The 19,708-nt window shown below is 62.3% G+C and carries 16 protein-coding genes and 1 tRNA gene; 11 read left to right on the top strand and 6 right to left on the bottom strand.

All coding sequences use genetic code 11. From position 1 onward, the window contains the following. The first annotated feature begins 105 nt into the window (after positions 1-105). From betI to betB, 5 genes are all read left to right on the top strand, one after another. A complete protein-coding gene (betI, locus tag NKH19_RS06495) occupies positions 106-696 on the top strand; it encodes a choline-binding transcriptional repressor BetI (RefSeq protein ID WP_352871055.1) in 591 nt (196 codons plus the stop codon). Continuing rightward, entirely contained in the window at positions 693-2,222 is a 1,530-nt protein-coding gene (gene betC, locus NKH19_RS06490; RefSeq protein ID WP_352871057.1) for a choline-sulfatase, read from the top strand. Before betI ends, betC begins: the two co-directional genes overlap by 4 nt. Next, the gene (locus NKH19_RS06485) at positions 2,219-3,223 is read left to right on the top strand and encodes a threonine/serine dehydratase family protein (protein WP_352982045.1); all 1,005 of its coding nucleotides are present in this window, start codon (positions 2,219-2,221) and stop codon (positions 3,221-3,223) included. Before betC ends, NKH19_RS06485 begins: the two co-directional genes overlap by 4 nt. Next, positions 3,216-4,868, top strand: a complete 1,653-nt coding sequence (gene betA, locus NKH19_RS06480; RefSeq protein WP_352982044.1) for a choline dehydrogenase — start codon at positions 3,216-3,218, stop codon at positions 4,866-4,868. Before NKH19_RS06485 ends, betA begins: the two co-directional genes overlap by 8 nt. 80 nt (positions 4,869-4,948) lie before the next feature. Next, positions 4,949-6,412, top strand: coding sequence for a betaine-aldehyde dehydrogenase (betB, locus tag NKH19_RS06475; protein ID WP_352982043.1), 1,464 nt, complete (start codon positions 4,949-4,951; stop codon positions 6,410-6,412). Positions 6,413-6,633: 221 nt separating this feature from the next. Here the strand turns inward: betB and NKH19_RS06470 are convergent, their stop codons facing one another. Continuing rightward, positions 6,634-8,871 carry a mannose-1-phosphate guanylyltransferase/mannose-6-phosphate isomerase gene (locus NKH19_RS06470; RefSeq protein WP_352982042.1) on the bottom strand — a complete coding sequence of 746 codons (2,238 nt, stop codon included), beginning with the start codon at positions 8,869-8,871 and terminating at the stop codon, positions 6,634-6,636. Positions 8,872-8,883: 12 nt separating this feature from the next. Continuing rightward, a complete protein-coding gene (locus tag NKH19_RS06465) occupies positions 8,884-10,404 on the bottom strand; it encodes a phosphomannomutase/phosphoglucomutase (protein ID WP_352982041.1) in 1,521 nt (506 codons plus the stop codon). A 202-nt stretch (positions 10,405-10,606) separates the two neighbouring features. Here NKH19_RS06465 and NKH19_RS06460 point away from each other — a divergent pair. The 6 genes from NKH19_RS06460 to NKH19_RS06435 all read left to right on the top strand — a co-directional run bounded on the left by NKH19_RS06460 (position 10,607) and on the right by NKH19_RS06435 (position 14,056). Beyond that, a tRNA-Pro gene (locus NKH19_RS06460) sits at positions 10,607-10,683 on the top strand. 950 nt (positions 10,684-11,633) lie between these two features. Then, positions 11,634-11,921 carry a hypothetical protein gene (locus NKH19_RS06455; RefSeq protein WP_352982040.1) on the top strand — a complete coding sequence of 96 codons (288 nt, stop codon included), beginning with the start codon at positions 11,634-11,636 and terminating at the stop codon, positions 11,919-11,921. A 559-nt stretch (positions 11,922-12,480) separates the two neighbouring features. Further along, positions 12,481-12,780 carry a DUF1236 domain-containing protein gene (locus tag NKH19_RS06450; RefSeq protein WP_352982073.1) on the top strand — a complete coding sequence of 100 codons (300 nt, stop codon included), beginning with the start codon at positions 12,481-12,483 and terminating at the stop codon, positions 12,778-12,780. Positions 12,781-12,850: 70 nt separating this feature from the next. Then, positions 12,851-13,066 carry a hypothetical protein gene (locus NKH19_RS06445; RefSeq protein ID WP_352982072.1) on the top strand — a complete coding sequence of 72 codons (216 nt, stop codon included), beginning with the start codon at positions 12,851-12,853 and terminating at the stop codon, positions 13,064-13,066. 6 nt (positions 13,067-13,072) lie between these two features. After that, positions 13,073-13,513 (top strand): hypothetical protein, encoded by a 441-nt coding sequence (locus tag NKH19_RS06440; RefSeq protein WP_352982039.1) that lies wholly within the window; start codon positions 13,073-13,075, stop codon positions 13,511-13,513. Between the two features lie 198 nt (positions 13,514-13,711). Then, positions 13,712-14,056, top strand: coding sequence for a hypothetical protein (locus NKH19_RS06435; protein WP_352982038.1), 345 nt, complete (start codon positions 13,712-13,714; stop codon positions 14,054-14,056). A gap of 51 nt (positions 14,057-14,107) precedes the next feature. On the opposite strand, the gene NKH19_RS06430 is transcribed toward NKH19_RS06435, so the two are convergent. The 4 genes from NKH19_RS06430 to NKH19_RS06415 all read right to left on the bottom strand — a co-directional run bounded on the left by NKH19_RS06430 (position 14,108) and on the right by NKH19_RS06415 (position 19,538). Then, positions 14,108-15,727, bottom strand: coding sequence for an ABC transporter ATP-binding protein (locus NKH19_RS06430; protein ID WP_352982037.1), 1,620 nt, complete (start codon positions 15,725-15,727; stop codon positions 14,108-14,110). Positions 15,728-15,744: 17 nt separating this feature from the next. Next, positions 15,745-16,866, bottom strand: a complete 1,122-nt coding sequence (locus NKH19_RS06425) for an ABC transporter permease subunit (protein ID WP_352982036.1) — start codon at positions 16,864-16,866, stop codon at positions 15,745-15,747. Continuing rightward, complete coding sequence (locus tag NKH19_RS06420; RefSeq protein WP_352871072.1) at positions 16,859-17,782, bottom strand: ABC transporter permease subunit; 924 nt, start codon at positions 17,780-17,782, stop codon at positions 16,859-16,861. Before NKH19_RS06420 ends, NKH19_RS06425 begins: the two co-directional genes overlap by 8 nt. A gap of 166 nt (positions 17,783-17,948) precedes the next feature. Continuing rightward, complete coding sequence (locus NKH19_RS06415; protein ID WP_352982035.1) at positions 17,949-19,538, bottom strand: peptide ABC transporter substrate-binding protein; 1,590 nt, start codon at positions 19,536-19,538, stop codon at positions 17,949-17,951. Between the last annotated feature and the right edge of the window lie 170 nt (positions 19,539-19,708).

The following is a 19,708-nucleotide window of genomic DNA, read 5'->3' as shown; positions in this document are numbered from 1 at the left end:
GGGCTGGAATCGGACAATCGCTTGGTACAAACAAAGCCAGTGCTGATTTTTTTGTTGATTGACCCGTCAATAAAAAATAATCCTGCTTCAAAGGATCATAGCGAGATGCCGAAAGTCGGAATGGAACCGCTGCGCCGCAAGGCGCTCATCAATGCGACGATCTCGGCGATCGGCGAGCGCGGTTCACTCGACGTGACCATGTCCGAGATCGCCGGGCGCGCCGGCGTGTCGTCCGCCCTTGCCCATCATTATTTCGGCGCCAAGGACGAATTGTTGCTGGCGACGATGCGGCACATCCTGGCCGAACTGACCATCGACATGCGACGCGCCCTGCAATCCGCCAACACCGCGCGCGAGCGCGTCTCGGCCGTGGTGGCCGTCAACTTCTCCGACATTCAGTTCCAGCCGCAAACCATCGCCGCCTGGCTTGCCTTCTATGTCGAGGCACAGAAATCCTCAGCCTTGCGCCGGTTGCTCAGGGTCTACGCGCGGCGCCTGCACTCCAATTTGATGAGCGGCCTGACCGGCATCCTGCCCAAAGCCGAAGCCGACCGCGCCGCCGAAGCGACAGCGGCGATGATTGACGGGCTCTATATCAGGCGGGCGTTGAAGGACGGCGTGCCTGATGCCGCGACCGCGATCGCGCTGGTCGAGGACTATCTCGAAACCAAACTTGGCGAGCGGCGCAAACAGTGACAACGAAGCAACCCAATTTCCTGATCGTCATGGTCGATCAGCTCAACGGGACCCTGTTTCCGGACGGCCCGGCGGAGTTTCTGCACACACCACATCTAAAAGCGTTGGCCGCACGTTCGGCGCGCTTTGCCAACAACTACACGGCGTCGCCGCTCTGCGCGCCGGGCCGTGCCTCGTTCATGAGCGGGCAGTTGCCGTCGCGCACCGGTGTCTATGACAATGCGGCCGAATTCGTCTCATCGGTCCCGACCTTCGCCCATCATCTGCGCGCCGCCGGCTACTACACCTGCCTGTCGGGCAAGATGCATTTCGTCGGGCCTGATCAACTGCACGGTTTCGAGGAGCGGCTGACCACCGACATCTACCCGGCCGATTTCGGCTGGACGCCGGATTATCGCAAGCCCGGCGAGCGCATCGAGTGGTGGTACCACAATCTAGGCTCGGTCACCGGCGCCGGCGTCGCCGAGACCACCAACCAGATGGAGTATGACGACGAGGTCGTGTTCCTCGCCACGCAGAAGCTCTATCAGCTTTCGCGCGAACAGGACGATGCAAACCATCGGCCCTGGTGCCTCACTGTCTCGCTGTCGCACCCGCACGATCCCTATGTCGCGCGTAAGCAGTATTGGGATCTCTATGAGCATTGCCAGGCGCTGGATCCGGAAACCGGGTTCATCGCGCATGACGAACAGGATACGCATTCCCGGCGGCTGTACCACGCCAGCGACTATTCCTCTTTCGAGATCACGCCAGAGCAGGTCCGTCGCTCGCGGCGCGGCTATTTCGCCAACATCTCCTATGTCGACGACAAGCTCGGCGAGCTTCTGGACGTGCTTGAGCGCACCCGCATGGCCGACGACACCATCGTCCTGTTCTGCTCGGACCACGGCGACATGCTCGGCGAGCGCGGCCTGTGGTTCAAGATGAGCTTCTTCGAAGGCTCGGCGCGGGTGCCGCTGATGATTGCCGGCAAGGGGGTGCCAGCCGGGCTGATCGAGGCGCCGGTCTCCAATCTTGATGTGACACCGACGCTTTGCGACCTCGCCGGCATCGACATTGAGGCGATCGCGCCGTGGACCGACGGCCAGTCGCTGCTGCCGCTCACCCAGGGCATTGAGCGCACCGCGCCTGTGCTGATGGAGTATGCGGCGGAAGGCTCCTGCGCGCCCTTGGTGGCAATCCGCGACGGCAGATACAAATTCGTCCATTGCGAGCTCGATCCACCGCAGTTGTTCGATCTCGAAACCGATCCGCTCGAGCGAAACAATCTGGCGGAGAGCCCGGCCTATGCGGGCCTGGTGGCTGATTTCATGGACAAGGTTCGGGCGCGCTGGGACATGGTAGGCTTCGATGCCGCCGTCCGCGAAAGCCAGGCGCGCCGCTGGGTCGTCTATCCGGCGCTGCGCAACGGCGCCTACTACCCCTGGGATTTCCAGCCGCTGCAAAAGGCGTCCGAGCGTTTCATGCGCAACCACATGAACCTCGACAATCTCGAAGAGAGCAAAAGGTATCCGCGAGGCGAATGATGGCAGACCTTCTCGTCCCCTCGCTCGACCATCTCAGACAGGCCTATGCCGTCACCTCACGGGCGACGCAGATCACGCCGCTACTCGAATCGACGGCACTGGCCCGTGAGACGGGTGCGGCACGCGTCTTCATCAAGCCGGAATCGCTGCAATGGGCAGGCTCGTTCAAGGTGCGCGGCGCCTACTGGCGTCTAAAGCAGCTTTCGGCTGACGAAGCCAGGAAAGGCGTCGTCGCCTATTCCTCCGGCAATTTCGCGCAAGGGCTGGCGGCTGCCGGCCAGGCGCTTGGCATTCCCGTCACCATCGTCATGCCGATCGACGCACCGGCCGCCAAGCGCGACGCCACGGCAGGCTATGGCGCTCGTGTCGTGCTCACCGACCATGGCGAGCGTGCGCGAGAAGAGGTCGCCGCCGCCAAGGCACGCGAGATCGCCGAGACCGAAGGTCTGGCCTTGCTGCATCCGTTCGACGACCCGGAGATCGTCGCCGGCCAGGCGGGCGCCGGTCTCGAAGCGCTCGACCAGCTTGAGGCCAAGGGTGCCAGCGCCGACCTTTTGTTCTGCTCGGTCGGTGGCGGTGGGTTGATCGGCGGCGTTTCGCTTGCCTTCCACTATCTCTCGCCGGCCACTGAAATCATCGGCGTCGAGCCGGAAGGTTTCAACGGTATGGGCGCGTCGCTGGCGCGTGGCAGCATCGAGACGATGCCGATCGGGCCGAAGTCGATCTGCGATGGGCTGATGTCGCGTCGGCCGGGCGACGCGCCCTTTGCCGCGGTCAAGACCGCTGGTGTTCGCGGCATCACCGTCGACGATTCCTCGGTGCGGCGCGCCATGCGGATCGCCTTCGAGCGCATGAAGCTAGTGCTCGAACCATCGGGAGCGGCGTCGCTCGCGGCACTGCTCGGCGGCAAGGTGGATGTGAAGGACAAGACCGTCCTTGTCGTGGCTACCGGCGGCAATGTCTCGCTCGCCGATTTTATGGCGCATATGAACCATGCTTGAAGCGGATTTCGTCATCATCGGCTCCGGCTCGGCCGGCTCGGCCATGGCCTATCGCCTGTCCGAGGACGGCAAGCATTCGGTCATCGTCATCGAATTCGGCGGCAATGATATCGGGCCGCTGATCCAGATGCCGTCGGCGCTGTCGATCCCGCTCAACATGAGCCTGTATGATTGGGGCTTTGCCAGCGAGCCGGAACCGCATCTCGGCGGCCGCGTGCTGGCGACACCGCGCGGCAAGGTGATCGGCGGCTCGTCCTCGATCAACGGCATGGTCTATGTGCGCGGCCATGCGCGCGACTTCGACCATTGGGCCGAAGAGGGTGCGGCTGGCTGGAGCTTTGCCGACGTGCTCCCCTATTTCAAGCGCATGGAGGACTCCGACGGCGGCGAGGACGGCTGGCGCGGTCACGGTGGGCCGCTGCATGTGCAGCGCGGCTCGCGCCGCAATCCGCTCTACGGCGCCTTTGTCGAGGCCGGCCGCCAGGCCGGGTTCGAACTGACCGACGACTACAACGGTTCCAAGCAAGAAGGTTTTGGGCCGATGGAGCAAACCATCAGCGGCGGCCGTCGCTGGTCGGCGGCATCGGCCTATCTGAAGCCGGCGCTTGGGCGCAAAAATGTGAGCCTGGTCAAGGGCTTTGCTCGGCGGGTGATCATCGAGAATCAACGCGCCATCGGCGTTGAGATCGAAGCTCGCAAACAGATTCAGGTCGTTAAGGCACGACGTGAGGTGATCGTCGCCGCATCGTCGATCAATTCGCCCAAGATCCTGATGCTTTCCGGTATCGGCCCAGCCGAGCATCTGCGCGAAAACGGCATTGCCGTGGTGGCCGACCGGCCCGGCGTCGGCCGCAATTTGCAGGACCATATGGAGCTCTACATCCAGCAGGAATCATTGCTGCCGATCACGCTCAATTCCGTGCTCAACCCGTTTTCGAAAGCGCTCATCGGCGCGCAGTGGCTGTTCTTCAAGACCGGCCTTGGCGCCACCAACCATTTCGAAGCGGCGGCCTTCGTGCGCTCACGTGCCGGCGTCGACTACCCCGATATCCAGTACCACTTCATCCCGGCAGCTGTCCGCTATGACGGCAAGGCGGCGGCGAAGGCGCACGGCTTCCAGGCGCATGTCGGGCCGATGCGTTCGAAGTCGCGCGGCTCGGTGACGCTGCGCTCGCCGGACCCGAAATCGCAGCCGATGATCCGCTTCAACTACATGTCGCACCCAGACGACTGGGCGGAGTTCCGCCATTGCATAAGGCTGACGCGCGAAATCTTCGGCCAGTCGGCGTTCGATCCCTATCGGGGCAAGGAAATCTCGCCGGGCTCGCACGTACAGTCGGACGATGATCTCGACGTCTTCATTCGCGACCACGCCGAGAGCGCCTACCATCCTTGCGGCACCTGCAAGATGGGCCGCGCCGACGACATGATGAGCGTCGTCGATCCGGAGTGCCGGGTCATCGGTGTCGAAGGCTTGCGGGTCGCAGATTCCTCGATCTTCCCGCGCGTCACCAACGGCAACCTCAACGCGCCCTCGATCATGACCGGTGAGAAGGCATCCGACCACATCCTTGGCCGCACGCCGCTGGCGCCGTCCAATCAGGAACCATGGATCAATCCGCGCTGGCAGGCGTCGGACAGATAGAGCATGATCCACCCGACAGATTGAGCTGCCCGATAGATTGAGCCGCCCATTTGGGGGAGCAGACCATTTGGAGACCACCCATGCGCGCCCAGCCCACGGCATCGCACTATGTCAACGGACGTTACATCGAGGACGAAGGTGGCGCGCCGCTGCCGGTCATCTATCCGGCAACCGGTGAGACCATCGCCATGCTGCGTTCGGCGACGCCGAACGTGCTGGAACTGGCCGTCGAAGCGGCGCGTGCCGCACAGCCCGCCTGGGCGCGGCTGAAGCCGGTCGAGCGCGGGCGTATCCTGCGCCGCGCCGCCGACATCCTGCGCGCTCGCAATGCCGACCTCGCCCGCATCGAGACGCTGGATACCGGCAAGGCGATCCAGGAAACGTTGGTGGCGGACGCCCTTTCGGCAGCGGACTGCCTCGAATATTTCGGCGGTGCGGTCGCCGCGTACAATGGCGAGTCGGTCGATCTCGGCGGGCCCTTCGCCTACACAAGGCGAGAAGCGCTCGGCGTCTGTGTCGGCATCGGCGCCTGGAACTACCCGATCCAGATCGCCGGCTGGAAATCCGCACCGGCGCTCGCCATGGGCAACGCGATGGTGTTCAAGCCGTCGGAAAACACGCCGCTGTCAGCGCTGGCGCTGGCCGAGATCTACAGCGAGGCGGGGCTGCCCGACGGACTGTTCAATGTCGTGCAGGGCTATGGCGATGTCGGCGCCAGCCTCGTCGGACACGATGTCGTCGCCAAGGTCTCGGTGACCGGCTCGGTGCCGACCGGCCGCAAGGTGCTGTCGCTCGCCGGTTCGAAGATGAAGCACGCGACGATGGAACTCGGCGGCAAGTCGCCGCTGATCGTCTTCGACGATGCCGACATCGAGAACGCCATCGGCGGCGCCATGCTCGGCAATTTCTATTCGAGCGGGCAGATCTGCTCCAATGGCACACGGGTCTTCGTGCAGAGCGGCATCCACGACCGTTTCGTCGAACGGCTGGTCGAGCGGACCAAGAAAATCCGCATCGGCGACCCGCTCGACCCAGAAACCCAGATGGGTCCGCTGGTCTCCAAGGCGCAGCACGAGAAGGTGGTCGGCTATATCGAAATCGGTAAGCAGGACGGCGCGACACTTGCCTGCGGCGGCAACGTGCCTTCACTTCAGGGTTTCCAGGGCGGCTTCTTCGTCGAACCGACGGTGTTCACCGACGTCACCGATGGCATGCGTATCGCCCGTGAAGAGATTTTCGGGCCGGTCATGAGCGTGCTGAAATTCGACGGCGAGGAAGAGGTGATCGACCGCGCCAACGACACCGAATTCGGCCTTGCCGCAGGCGTGTTCACGCGCGACCTGCCGCGCGCCCATCGCGTCATTGCCGAGCTGCAAGCCGGCACCTGCTGGATCAACGCTTATAATCTGACGCCGGTGGAAATCCCGTTCGGCGGCTTCAAGCAGTCCGGCATCGGGCGCGAGAATTCTCTGGCGGCACTGGCGCTGTATTCGCAGCTGAAGTCGGTTTATGTCGAGATCGGGGATGTGGCGAGCCCGTACTGATTGGCGATAGGCGAAAGCCGAGGGATAGCCGATCTCCCCCTTGCGGGGCAGATGTCCGGCAGGACAGAGGGGGGTGTGACGGATCGCCAACCTTTGGTCTGATCCATTCACCCTGAACATGCATGGTGATCGTGAATAGCTGAGAGGCCGGCGGGACAGCACCCCCCTCTGCCTTGCCAGGCATCTCCCCCGCAAGGGGGGAGATTGGCAGCTTCAGCGTCTCACCCCTTCTCCACCGTGCTGTCCAGATACTGCGTCAGCGCACAGACCAGATGATAGAAGATACTGGCGGGCACGTCGGTCGCCAGCGAGCGGCCGCGCTCGTCGATGCGGTCGATCCACAGGCCGAGCGGCGCTGGGTCGATGTGCCAGCGAAACAGCCGGCCGACGCGGGCTTCGACCTCCGGCTTGAGATCAGGACCGCCTGAGCCATCCAGCGCGATCGCCGCCTTGATCGCCTCGGCCTGAGGCCAGCTGCGTGATATCTGGTCAAGCGGCAGGCCCTGCCGCGAGACGGCGCCATAGGCAAGTCCGGTAGCGCGGTTGAGGCCATTGGCGATGGCCGAGGCATAGAGTTTTCGGGCAAAGCCGCTCAGCTCGGCCTGGCCGCTGCGCCCGGCGAAATCGATCAGCAGCGAGGCCCATTCGAAGTGATGGCCGGGCTCGGTCCACGAGCCTTTCTCGCCGGCGGACGGCTTCCATTCGGCATCGAAATACTCGCCAAGCGTCCAGCTTTCCGAATCGAAGAAATGGCTACGGAACAGGTCGATGATGCGCGCTGCGCGGCGCAGATGGGCGCGCTCGCCGGTGGCCTGGTACCAAGCCAGGAAGGCCTCGAGCAGGTGCATATGCGGGTTGGAGCGGCGCTCGCCTTCGCCGTCCGACGTTTCGAGGAAGCCGGTCATACGGCTGTCCTCGAGATGCGCATCGAGAAAGGCGAAGGTTTCCTCACCGAGGCTTAAGGCGTCGGCATTGCCCGACATATGCGCATGCGCCAGCGCCAGCAGCACACAGGAATGATCGTAGGCATCCTCGGTGGCATCGGCGACCGAACCATCGACATTCAGCGTGCGAACCCAGCCACCCCTGTCGGTGCGGCCCTTCCCGGCCATGAACGCGATGCCGTGGCTGATCAACCGGTCGGCCGGGCCGTCCCAGCCGCGCGCCCGGGCAACGGCGAAGGCATAGACCTGCCTAGCCGTGGTGCGCATGCGCTTGGGCTTCATCAGCGGCGAGGCGTCCAGGCCCAGCGCTTCATGAAAACCGCCATGGCGTTCGTCGACGCCCGATGTCGACCACAACGGCAAGGTCTCCTGAAACAGCCAATGGTGCACGCGCCGCCGCCAGGCGCCGCTTTCGATGACGCGGTCTTGCGCCGGCGTGAACCTGGTTTCCAGCCGTCCCGACTTTTCGAGCTGCTCGACGATCTTCTTGACGTGCTGGCTGTGGCTGACCGGGGCGACGAAGGTGGCGTCCGATGTCGAGACGATGGCGACGTCCTTCATGCCGATCGCCGACAGCAGGCGGCCGTCACTGCGGATGTAGGAGTTTTCGCAGTCAATGGCGACGACATCGCCGATGATGACATTGCCCTGGTCGTCGGCGGGGCCGACATCGAGCAGCGACTGCCACGAGCCGAGATCGTTCCAGCGGAAGCCGGCCGGCACCATGGCGATGTCTTTTGCCCGCTCCATGATGGCGTAGTCGATCGAATTCGACGGGATGGCGGCATAGAGTTCAAGCGGCATGTAGAGGCCGGAGAGATCCGATGTCGCGGCCTTGTAGGCTGCTTCTGTGGCCTGCCAGATATCAGGCTGGAACGCCATAAAGGCATCGCGCATGGCGCCGGCGCGAAACAGGAAGATACCGGTGTTCCAGTAGAAATTTCCGGCCTGGAGATAGCTCTGCGCAGTCGCCAGATCCGGCTTCTCGACGAAGCGCGACACGTCGAAGGTGCCGCCGCCTTCGGCAGCGACCTCGATATAGCCGTAGCCGGTCTCAGGCTGCGTCGGCTTGATGCCGAACACAACCAACCGGCCACTGCGCGCCGCCTCGGCGCCAGCTTCGACGCTCTGCCAGAATTGGCGCGGGGTCGATATCTCATGGTCCGACGGCACCACCAGCACCAGGCTGTCGCCGAATTCGGATAAAGTGCGCAATGTCGCCAGTGCGACAGCTGCGGCTGTGTTGCGCCCGGTCGGCTCGAACAGCGGACCGCCACCAGCGAGATCGAGGCCGGCGAGGTCAGCGTGGACACGGTTGGCATGACGCTCCGCGGCGATCAGGAAGATCGGCGTTTCGCCTTCCTGCCGGGCCATCAGCCGGCGTAAGGTCTTGGCCAGCATCGAGCCGTCGCCCGACAGATCGTGGAACTGCTTGGGATTGTCCTCGCGCGACAGCGGCCACAACCGCGAGCCGACGCCGCCGCTCATGACAAAACTCACAATCCGCTCGGTCATTGAACTACCATTTCAAAAAGTCTGGTTGTAGGCGCCCACCTCGGGGCTGCGGCGCAGCACGGCGTCGACGGCGTCGAACATCTGCCGGCGGCGCTGCGATGATACCGGGCTTTCGACGACCACGACCAGTTCCGGCTTGTTCGACGAGGCGCGCACCAGCCCCCAGGTGCCGTCCTCGGCGACAACGCGCACGCCGTTGACGGTGATGAGGTCCGCGATCTTCTGGCAGGCGAAGGTGGCGCCACCCTGCTTCATGGCCTGAAAGTCGGCAACCACCCGATCGACTACGCCATACTTCACATCGTCCGCGCAGTGCGGGGACATGGTCGGTGTGCCAAAGGTCAGCGGCAGCGCGCGGTAGAGATCGGCCATCGAACTGCCGGGGCTGCGATCCAGCATCTGGCAGATGGCGATGGCGGTGACCAGGCCGTCGTCGTAACCGCGGCCGATCGGCGGGTTGAAGAAGAAATGGCCCGACTTTTCGAAACCGGCGACCGCGCCAAGCTCGGCGACGCGGCGCTTGATGTAGGAGTGGCCGGTCTTCCAGTAATCGGTGACGGCGCCATTCGCGCGCAGAACTGCGTCGGTGTTGAACAGGCCTGTCGACTTGACGTCGACGACGAAGGTCGAGCCCGGATACTGGCTCGAAATATCCCGCGCCAGCATCACGCCAACCTTGTCGGCGAAGATCTCGTTGCCTTCATTGTCGACGACGCCGCAACGGTCGCCGTCGCCGTCGAAGCCAAGGCCGACATCGGCCCCGGTCTCGAGCACCTTGTCCCTGATGGCATGCAGCATCCGCATATCCTCGGGATTGGGGTTGTAGCGTGGGAAGGTGTGGTCAAGCTCGACATCGAGTGGGATCACCTCGCAGCCGATGCGTTCCAACGCTTGCGGGGCAAAGGCGCCGGCGGTGCCGTTGCCGCACGCGGCGACCACTTTCAGCTTTCGCGCAATGCGCTTGTCGCGGGTCAGATCGTCGAGATATGTCGCGCGAAAATCGCGGACGAAATCATAGGAGCCGCCGCCGGCGAGGTCGAAATCGCCGGCCAGCACGATCGCCTTCAGCGCGCTCATCTCCTCGGGGCCAAAGGTCAGCGGCCGCGCCGCGCCCATCTTGACGCCGGTCCAGCCATTTTCGTTGTGCGAGGCCGTGACCATGGCGACGGATTGGGTATCCAACGCGAACTGGGCGAAATAGGCCATGGGCGACAAGGCCAGGCCGATATCCTTCACCCGCGCTCCGGCGGCCATCAGGCCCGACACCAGCGCCAGCTTGATCGACAGCGAATAGGAACGGAAATCATGCCCGGTGACGATATCGGGGGCGGCGCCGAGACGGCGAATCAGCGTGCCAAGCCCCATGCCGAGCGCCTGGACGCCGATCAGATTGAGCTCCGGCGACTGCGCGGAGCCGGGATGGCCGAACCACCAGCGCGCATCGTATTCGCGAAAGCCGGACGCCTTGATCAGCGCTTCGGTTTCGAATTCGAAACTATTGGGCCGGGCGTCGCCAACGATTTTTGGGGGCAAGACAGCAGAACTCCAGGCGGCAGAAAATACGATCTATCGAGAGCTGCGGCTTAGCACACAAGGCTTTAAGCCACGTTTATCCCGGACCGAAATCCGGGCCTTGGCGGAAATGCCCGACGAAAGCGAACGAAATGCGACAGAAGCGCTGCCATTGCCGCTTGCAGGAACGAAGTGTGGCGGCTATAAGCCCGCGGTCTGGTCACGGAGTGTAGCGCAGCCTGGTAGCGCACCTCGTTCGGGACGAGGGGGTCGCAGGTTCAAATCCTGCCACTCCGACCAGAAAAAACAAAGTGTTAGCGCATCCCGACTTTGGCGCTCAAACATACATCCCGCCTGAAAATGGAGCGAGATAGCTCTCCCGTTGGCGAGACGGGCCAAGAGTCTTGCCCCTCGTCGTCAGTATGATGCCTGTCGATCTTCGGCCGACCCGTTTGCGGCGCTTCCGCGGTGTCGGCTTCGACTGATCCCATTCAGATAAGGGCCGCTGGACATCGTTGACGTCGCGCTTAGCGAAGGCCGAGGAAGCTCAAGATCGCTATCACGATGACCACCGCTCCAACGAGCCAAATGATGTTGTTCATAATCTCTCTCCTGTTGCCTCGGGAAAGCCCGCGCCTCTGGCGGAGAGCGCGGGCCCGACCAGCTTTTGCCAGCTGATCCGCAACAGACACCAAGCCGCGATGCCGGCTGCGAGAGTAGAACTATTAGGCGCATCTAATGTTCCCGGTTTTGGCAAGATCAAGCGATGGCTTGGTGAATTGCCTTTAGCAACATAATGCCGGTCAGGCCCGGAGCCATCATGCGCAATTGGTTCTCACAACAGCAGTTGCGCTCGCGTGCCACTGTGCGCCCTCCCATGCGGACGACGAGCGCTCATGCAAAATAGGAGCGGCGGCGGCTCCGCTCTCTGGAAAGACCAACTGTAGCGAAGGTGATGTCGTCACTATTTTCGGCATGAGCACCAAGGAACTGCAGGAGGCAGTAGCCAGATATTGCGACTTTTGGGGCAGATCGTTGTGTTGCCGGATGTGAGCGACTGACCCGGCCGGATACATCGTCTCCGCAAGTACCACGAGCGAGAGGCAGCTCCCTTATCAGCCCCAGGCGATGATCGCCCGTCCTTCGACTTACCGCGCTGCCGTCCGGCTGCCCGCAACCAAAACCCGGAACCAAAGGGAGAAGCGGCGGTTATCCGACGAAGGGCTAATTAAGGCAATGGAGAAATTGCAATGAAAACAATGGTCATCTGCGCTTTGGCGCTTTCCATGGGATTGCCCGTGGTGGCTTCGGCAGCCGAGGCCGATGTGGTTATCAGAACCCATCATCGACACCACAACAGCGTCAAAATCATCAACGAAGACGGCCAGCGCTTGCACCACCGTCGCCACGGTACCGTTGCATTCTATGACCATGGGCGCCGGCATCATCGTCGAGACACCGTCGTCGTGACAGGCTCCGTCTCCACTCACCGCCATCATCGCCACCATCCCGTGGTGATCGAAAATGACGGCTACTGATCGCCGACTGCCCAATGGCCCGGCTTGGAGCCGGGCCATTGGCTTGTTAGCCGCACACGCGCCCAGACTTCTCTATCCAATCTGAAATCGGTTGCGCGTTGTTGGAGCCAAATGCGCCTGTTGGCATGGTTGCGGGCGTATGGAAACGAGAGTTCGCTCGCCAGGATTGGCACCCGGCGAGCGAACCCTATCGGCACAGGAAGGGACGTAGCTGCGCCGATATGCAAACCTTCGTGGGTAATTCTCCTGAACGATCAGCCAAGAGCTATTCCAATCACCATCAAGGTGATGGCCACCGCGAAGACTGGTGCGAGCAACCAGCGCGCCTGGCCAACACTCTTCTCCATCGGTTTCCTCCCGCAACTTGCAGCCGACAACGACCGCAAACAGTGGCCGTTCCGAGCAACGCCTGGGATAAGACCATTGCGCTTTGCGATCAGACCTAGGTCTCATGCCTCGCCCGACCGAAGCCCAGCCCTGGGAACGTTTGCACTTTCCCCAAGTTCGGTGGTTTGGCGCGGACGATGTTGTGCCGCGCCGGTTTGCAAAGGAGGAATTCATGAAAATGCATCTTGCCGCTGCCGCGGCGTCGCTTCTGCTGCTTGCAGGTGTCGGCGCTGCCGCAGCCGAGGACATCATCATCCAGCCCGAGCAGGAAACAGTCATCCGTGAATATGTGAAAAAGCAGCCCCTCGCTTCGTTGAAGGTTCCCGGTGTGGAACTCAATATCGGAACAGCGCTGCCCGACACGGTCGAGCTTCACGAAGTCCCCAACGTCAAATACCGCTACACGGTGATCGACAACCGAACAGTTGTTGTGGATCCGGACACCCACAAGATCATCAAGATCATCGACTGAACCAGCCGCTTGCGGCTGAAGCCCGCCGCCCTCGAGGCGACGGGCTTCCCAATAACGGATGCAGATCGCCATGTTGAACCGTGAGACTGAAATATCCCAAGCGCTGGGGGTGCGCGTGGCTGACCTCAAGGCCAGGATGCAGGAGGCTCAGATCACCGCGGGCGAAATAAAGACCTTCCAGAAGGTCGCGGCCATCATGGAGGACCGCCAGGGCCGAATTCGGGGTGATGACCTGATTGCCGCATCCTTCGTCATCGACACGCTGACGAACAGTCAAAAGCCTTGAGTGACCATGCCGACAATTAGCAGACTTTTTGATTCCCATGCCGAAGCGGCAAGGGTCGCCGGCGACTTGGTGGCGGCCGGAATTCCCCGGGTACAGATTGCCATCATCGGACCTTATCGTGACGAAGCGGGAACTCTATTGGTTTCCGCGTTGGGGTCCGTCCTTGGCGCTGCCGCCAGCGGGCTGGCCTGCCCGAGCGCTGTTGCAGCCCACGGCATCAATCCTCTTGCTGCAAGCGTATGGGCAACAGCGGCGGCCGGTGCCGTCTGTGGCGGCGTTGCCGGCGGCCTGTTCGCAACATTCACCACGACTGCCGCAAAGACGGATGATCGCGGTACCGAGGGGATCGTTCTGGTGACGGCGCATGTTGGTGAAAATGAGACCGACATCGCTCAGGCAGTGTTCGGCGGTTGCCCCCCAACGACATTCGTCGCTGAAGCAGCGTGAGAATTTCCAGGGAAATTGAATGAACAGCCCGATAATTTTGAGGGCGGGCGCGGTGGGAAGAATGTTCCTGCATCGGCCGGAAAGGCTCAGCTCGGCGACAGGTTCCTTCGCGATCGCAAACTTTGACGAAATGGCCGTCGGCCCTAGATACTTCGATGCGGTACGATGGGGTCGATGAAACGGCAAGCCGGATGCGAAATGAATTTGAATTCGACGACAGCCTCGCCTCTGGCCCTGATGATTGCGCTGTTTCTTGTCGCCGGCTGTTCATCGATCGGCAAAACCATCGATCCGGCGAAATACGATTCGATGACATGCACCGAACTCAACAGCGCGCTGGGAGACGTCGCCCGTGACATCTCGCGAACCGCAATCACCCGCGGCAAGGTCGCGAACACCAACGTTCCCCGCTGGCTGCTGGGCGGCGCGCGCGTGAAAACCGCGATCGCCAACCGTGAAACGGCCAGGATCGACAGGCTGAAGCAACAGCAACAAGCCATGGTCGCGGTACGGGCAAACAAGTGCCCAAGATCAACGGACTGAGCGAACAGGCGCTGCCTTGGTGCCTTGCGCGCCCACCTGGCGGCTACCGTCTCAGGCGCTCAACCGGAACCGCGTGACGTCGATTGCCGCGGCCATCAGCGTCTGTGTGTAGACGTGCTGCGGATTGCTGAAGATCGCCTCGGTCGGTCCTTCCTCGACGATCTTGCCCTGCTTCATCACGATGATGTAGTCGGCCATGGCGCGCACGACCGACAGATCGTGGCTGATGAAGAGGTAGGACAGCTCGTGGTCCGCCTGCAGCTTGCGCAGCAGTTCGACGATCTGTTTCTGTACCGAGCGGTCGAGTGCCGAGGTCGGTTCGTCCAGCACCACCAGCTTGGGCTTCAGGATCATGGCGCGGGCAATGGCGATGCGCTGCCGCTGGCCGCCGGAGAATTCGTGCGGGTAGCGGTTGCGGGCGTTGGGATCGAGGCCGACTTCTCGTAAGGCCTCGACCGCGCGCTGGTCGCGTTGCTTGCCCGAAAGGTTCGGCTCATGCACCAGAAGCCCTTCGGTGATGACCTGGCCGACGGTCATGCGCGGCGACAGCGAGCCGAACGGGTCCTGGAAGACGAGCTGCATCTGGCGCCGTAGCGGCCGCATCGCCCGCCGGTCGGCCTGGGAAATGTCGCGGTCGCCGAATCGGATGACACCGTCGCTCGGCAACAGCCGCAGCAAGGCGCGACCGAGCGTCGATTTGCCCGAGCCGGATTCACCGACGATGCCGATGGTCTGGTTGCGCTGCAGCCGGATCGAGATGTGATCGACGGCGCGCAGCATCAGCGGCTCGCCAGCAAGAAACCCGCCACCGATCCTGAACGTCACTTCGACATTCCTGCCTTCGAGCAGCACCGGGGCATTGGCGGGCGGCGGCGCCTTGCTGCCGGTCGGCTCGGCCGCCAGCAGCATTTTCGTATAGGCATGCCGCGGATTGACGAAGATGGCTTCGGCCTCGCCCTCCTCCACAACCTCGCCCTGGCGCATGACGTAGACCCGGTCGGCAAAGCGACGGACGATGCCAAGATCATGGGTGATGAAGACGATCGCCATGCCGAGCTTGCGCTGCAATTCGGCCAAGAGCATCAGGATCTGCGCCTGGATGGTCACGTCGAGCGCCGTCGTCGGCTCGTCGGCGATCAGAATGTCGGGGTCGTTGGCGAGCGCCATGGCGATCATCACGCGCTGGCGCTGGCCGCCCGACATTTCGTGCGGATAGGATTTCATCCGCCGTTCGGGATCGGGAATATGCACCAGGCGCAGCAGCTTGAGCGCCTCTTCGCGCGCCTCGGCGGCTTTCAAGCCCCGATGCCGGCGGATCGGTTCGATCAGCTGGTTACCGATCGAATAGAGCGGATCGAGTGAGGTCATCGGCTCCTGGAAGATCATGCTGATCTTGCGGCCACGGACCTTGTTGAGTTCGGATTTGCTCAGAGTCAGAAGATTGCGGCCGCGATAGTCGACACTGCCTGTCGCTTCGCCATTCGATGCCAGCAGGCTCATCGCCGCCATCATCGTCTGGCTCTTGCCGGATCCGGATTCACCGACCACGGCAACGGTTTCGCCCGCGTTGACGTGGATGTTGATGCCCTTGACCGCCTCGACCGCGCCGTCGAGCGTGCGGAAGCGGACACGCAGGTCCTTGACGCTGAGGATCGTTTCGGAAGCAGCCATCTCATCGATCCCCATCTTTATCGATCTCTCGGGTCGAGCGCGTCACGCAGGCCGTCGCCGACGAAGTTCAGCGCGAACAGCGTCGAGACGAGGAAGAAGGCGGGAAACAACAGGAGCCAGTTGGCGGTGCCGATGTTCTTGGCGCCGACCGAGATCAGCACGCCCCAGCTGGTCATAGGCTCCTGCACGCCGAGCCCCAGGAACGACAGGAAGCTCTCCAGGATGATGACCTGCGGCACCAGCAGCGTCATGTAGATCACCACCGGGCCGAGCAGGTTGGGAATGACGTGGCGCAGCAGGATACCGCGCTGACCGACACCCATGGCTTCCGCCGCCTGGACATATTCCTGCCGGCGGATCGACAGCGCCTGGCCACGCACGATGCGCGCCATGTCGAGCCACAGCACGGCGCCGACCGCCAGGAACATCAGCACAAAGTTGCGGCCGAAGAACACCACCAGCATGATGACGAAGAAGATGAAGGGCAAGGAATAGAGCACGTCGACGATGCGCATCATCACCTCGTCGACCTTGCCGCCGGCAAAGCCGGCCGCGGCACCGTAGATCACGCCGATGACCACCGCCACGACGCCGGCGAGCAGGCCGATGGCCAGCGATATGCGCCCGGCCATCAGCGTGCGAGACAACAGATCGCGGCCGGTGTTGTCGGTGCCGAACAGGAAATATTGCTGCTTGATCGAGGCACTCATCGTCACTTCGAGGCCGTCAGGCGACTTGCTCTCGATCTTGGTGCCGTCAAAGGCATCGGAACGATCGAGATAGCGGATGTTGCGGTCGTCGATCGGCTTGGTCGACTTGACGGCAACGAAGACCTGGTTGCCTTCCTGCCGCCACTCCTTGATATCGACCCGCATGCGCTTGATCGCTTCGGTGAGCGCCGTCTCGATCGTGTCGGCCTTCGGATAGGCCGACAGGCTTGGCGGCGTGCGCACATAATCACCATAGATGGTCGTGTATTGATGCGGCACGAGTGAGGGGCCGACCACGCTGATGATCGCGATCAAAGCGAGATAATAGAGGCTGAACATGGCGGCGCGATTGGCCTTGAGGCGCGCCCAGGCATCGCCCCAGAGCGAGCGGCCGATGACGGCGGGAGCCGTGGCTGCGATGTCAGTCATAGCGCACCCTCGGGTCGACGACCGCGTACATGACGTCGACGATCAGGTTGAAAACGATGGTGAAGATGGCGATCACCACCACCGTCCCCATCACCAGTGTGTAGTCGCGGTTGAGCGCGGCATCGACGAAATAGCGGCCGACACCGGGAATGGAGAAGATTGTCTCGACGATGACCGAACCGGTGAGCAGAGCCGCGGCCGCCGGGCCGGTGAAGGAGACGATCGGCAGGATGGCGCCGCGCAGCGCGTGCTTGACCACCACCGACCAATCGGAGAGGCCGAGCGCGCGCGCCGTGCGGATGTGATGGGATCGTAGCGATTCGATCATCGAGCCACGCATCAGGCGGGCGACGATGGCGATCTGCGGCAGAGCGAGCGTCAGCACCGGGCCGACCTTGTTGATCAAAGCGCCATCGCCCCATCCACCGATCGGCAGCAGCTTCCAAGTCAGCCCGAACAGGAGCTGGATCACCGGCGCGATGACGAAGGTGGGGATGGTGCTGCCGGCGGTCGCCAGCGCGATCACGGCATAATCGCCAAGCTTGTTCTGGTTGAGCGCGGCAATGGTGCCGAGCACGGAACCGAACAGAAGTGCCAGGACAAGCGCCGACGCCCCGAGCTGGACCGAAATAGGCAGACCCTTGGCGAACAGTTCGGTGACGGTGAAATCCGGCATGTTGTAGCTCGGGCCGAAATTGCCGCGCAAAAGATTGCCGAGATAGTGGACAAATTGCAGCCAGAGCGGGTCGTTGAGACCGAACTGAGCTTCGAGATTGGCTCTGATCTCAGGACTCAGCCCCCGCTCCTGGTTGAACGGGCCGCCTGGCGCGACGCGCATCAGGAAAAACGCCATGGTCACGATGACGAACAGCGTCGGAATGGCGGTCAAAAGCCGCCTTAATACATATCGCAGCATCGGTGCCCCGCTTGATCCAGAGCAGCGCGCGTCCGGCTGGACGATTGCGCTCTAGTCTTCAAATCTTCGCACCGACATTGTCGAAAATCGAATCCGGTTCCCGGGCCGATGCGATGGCAAACCAGAGCCGCCGCGCATAGAGTTGCGCGGCGACCCAGCCAAGGGATCAGTCCTTGCTGATGAAGCGGGACGGATGGATGTCCATCACATTGTCGTCGAAACCATGCAGCTTCGAAGAAACGATGTCGTGGTAGCTGTAGTAGAGAAGCGGGATCTCGCCGACATCATTGACGAGGATGCGCTCGGCCTCGGCGAGTTCCTTCATGCGCTGTTCGGGTTTGCCGCCGGCGGCGGCGGCCTTGTCCATCGCCGCTTCGTATTTCGGGCTGTTGTAGTTCGAATAATTGTTGCCGCTGGCCTTGCGCGAGATGCCGAGGAAGGTTTCCGGGTCCTTGTAGTCGGCGATCCAGGCGGCACGCGCCACGTCGTAGTCGCCCTTCTGCTCGAGGAATGAGTAGTGGGTCTTGGTGTCGGTGTTGAGCAGCGTGATCTCGACGCCAAGCGGCTTCAACTGTTCCTGGATGGCGACAGCCGTGTTCTTGTGGTTTTCCGAGGTGTTGTAGCGGATCTGCATCTTCAACGGATGCTCGGGTGTATAGCCGAGTTTCTCGAGGATCTTCTTGGCAGCGTCCTCGCGGTCGATCTGCGGCATGTCGGCGTATTTGGCCAGTGCCGGCGTGTAGCCTTCGATGCCCGGAGGTACCATCGAATAGCCGGGCAGCATCGAATTCTGCCAGACTTTCTCCGCCAGGAAGTCGCGATCGATCGCCATCGAAATGGCGTTGCGTAGCTCGACATTGTCCCACGGGGCCTTGTCGGTCTTGATCGCATAATAGTAGGTGCCGAGATATGGCCCGACACGGACCTGATCGCCGAATTTGGTCTTGAGATCGGCGAGCTGTTCGGTCGGCAGGTCACCGTAACTGTCGAGTTCACCGGCCTCGAAGCGCTTCATCGCCGACGAGCGATCCTCGGTCGGGATGTAGTTGACCACGTCGAACTTGACGGTCGCGGCGTCCCAGAATTTCGGATTCTTGACCAGCTTCAGATGATCGTTGGGGATCCACTCCGCCGCTGTAAAGGCCCCGTTGGAGACCAGCTTACCTGCCTTGATCCAGTCGGCGCCAAGCTTTTCGATAGACGCCTTGCTAACCGGGTAGGTCGCCTGGTGGGTCAGCATCTCCAGGAAGTAAGGCGTCGGCGCCTTCAGCGTGACTTCGAGGGTATTTGCGTCAAGCGCCTTGACGCCCATCTCCTCCGGCTTGGCCTTCTTGGTGTTGACTTCCTCGGCGTTCTTCACGGGATAGAGCATGGAAGCGTATTCGGCAGCGGTGGCCGGATCTTCCAGCCGACGGAACGAATAGACGAAGTCGTCCGCCGTCACCGGGCTGCCATCCGACCACAGGCCGTCCTTGCGCAGCTTGAAGGTGTAGACAGTGCCGTCGTCGGACACCGTCCAGCTTTCAGCGGCGCCCGGAATGAGGTTCGTCTTCTGGTCATGCATGACGAGGCCCTGGAACAGGTCGCGTATGATATCGGCTTCGTAGACCGTCGAGGTCTTGTGCGGATCGAGCGTCTCCGCTTCGGCGGCGGATCCCCTGTTATAGACGCTCTCGGCGAAAGTCGGCGTGTAGAACGTGCCGGCCAGCGCCATGGTCGTGGCGAACACAGTCGCCTTCAGCATGTTTTTCAGCATGAAGTTCTCCCTGTCGGCGCTGCCGTCGGCGCGCCTTTACGTGTTGACGCCCCGGAGCCGATATCTGACCCCTTTGAGCGCGCCGCCGGTTCCCTTCCTGCGGCTGGTGTCCAGACACTAACGCGGAGAATTTTTATTTCAACAGACTCTCTGGGTCACCCAAAGTAAGG

Origin of the sequence: Mesorhizobium sp. M1338, from assembly GCF_040318045.1 — a bacterium.
Classification (GTDB): Bacteria; Pseudomonadota; Alphaproteobacteria; order Rhizobiales; family Rhizobiaceae; genus Mesorhizobium.
Note: the sequence above shows the minus strand (reverse complement) of the source record. Positions and strands in the feature narration are given on the sequence as shown.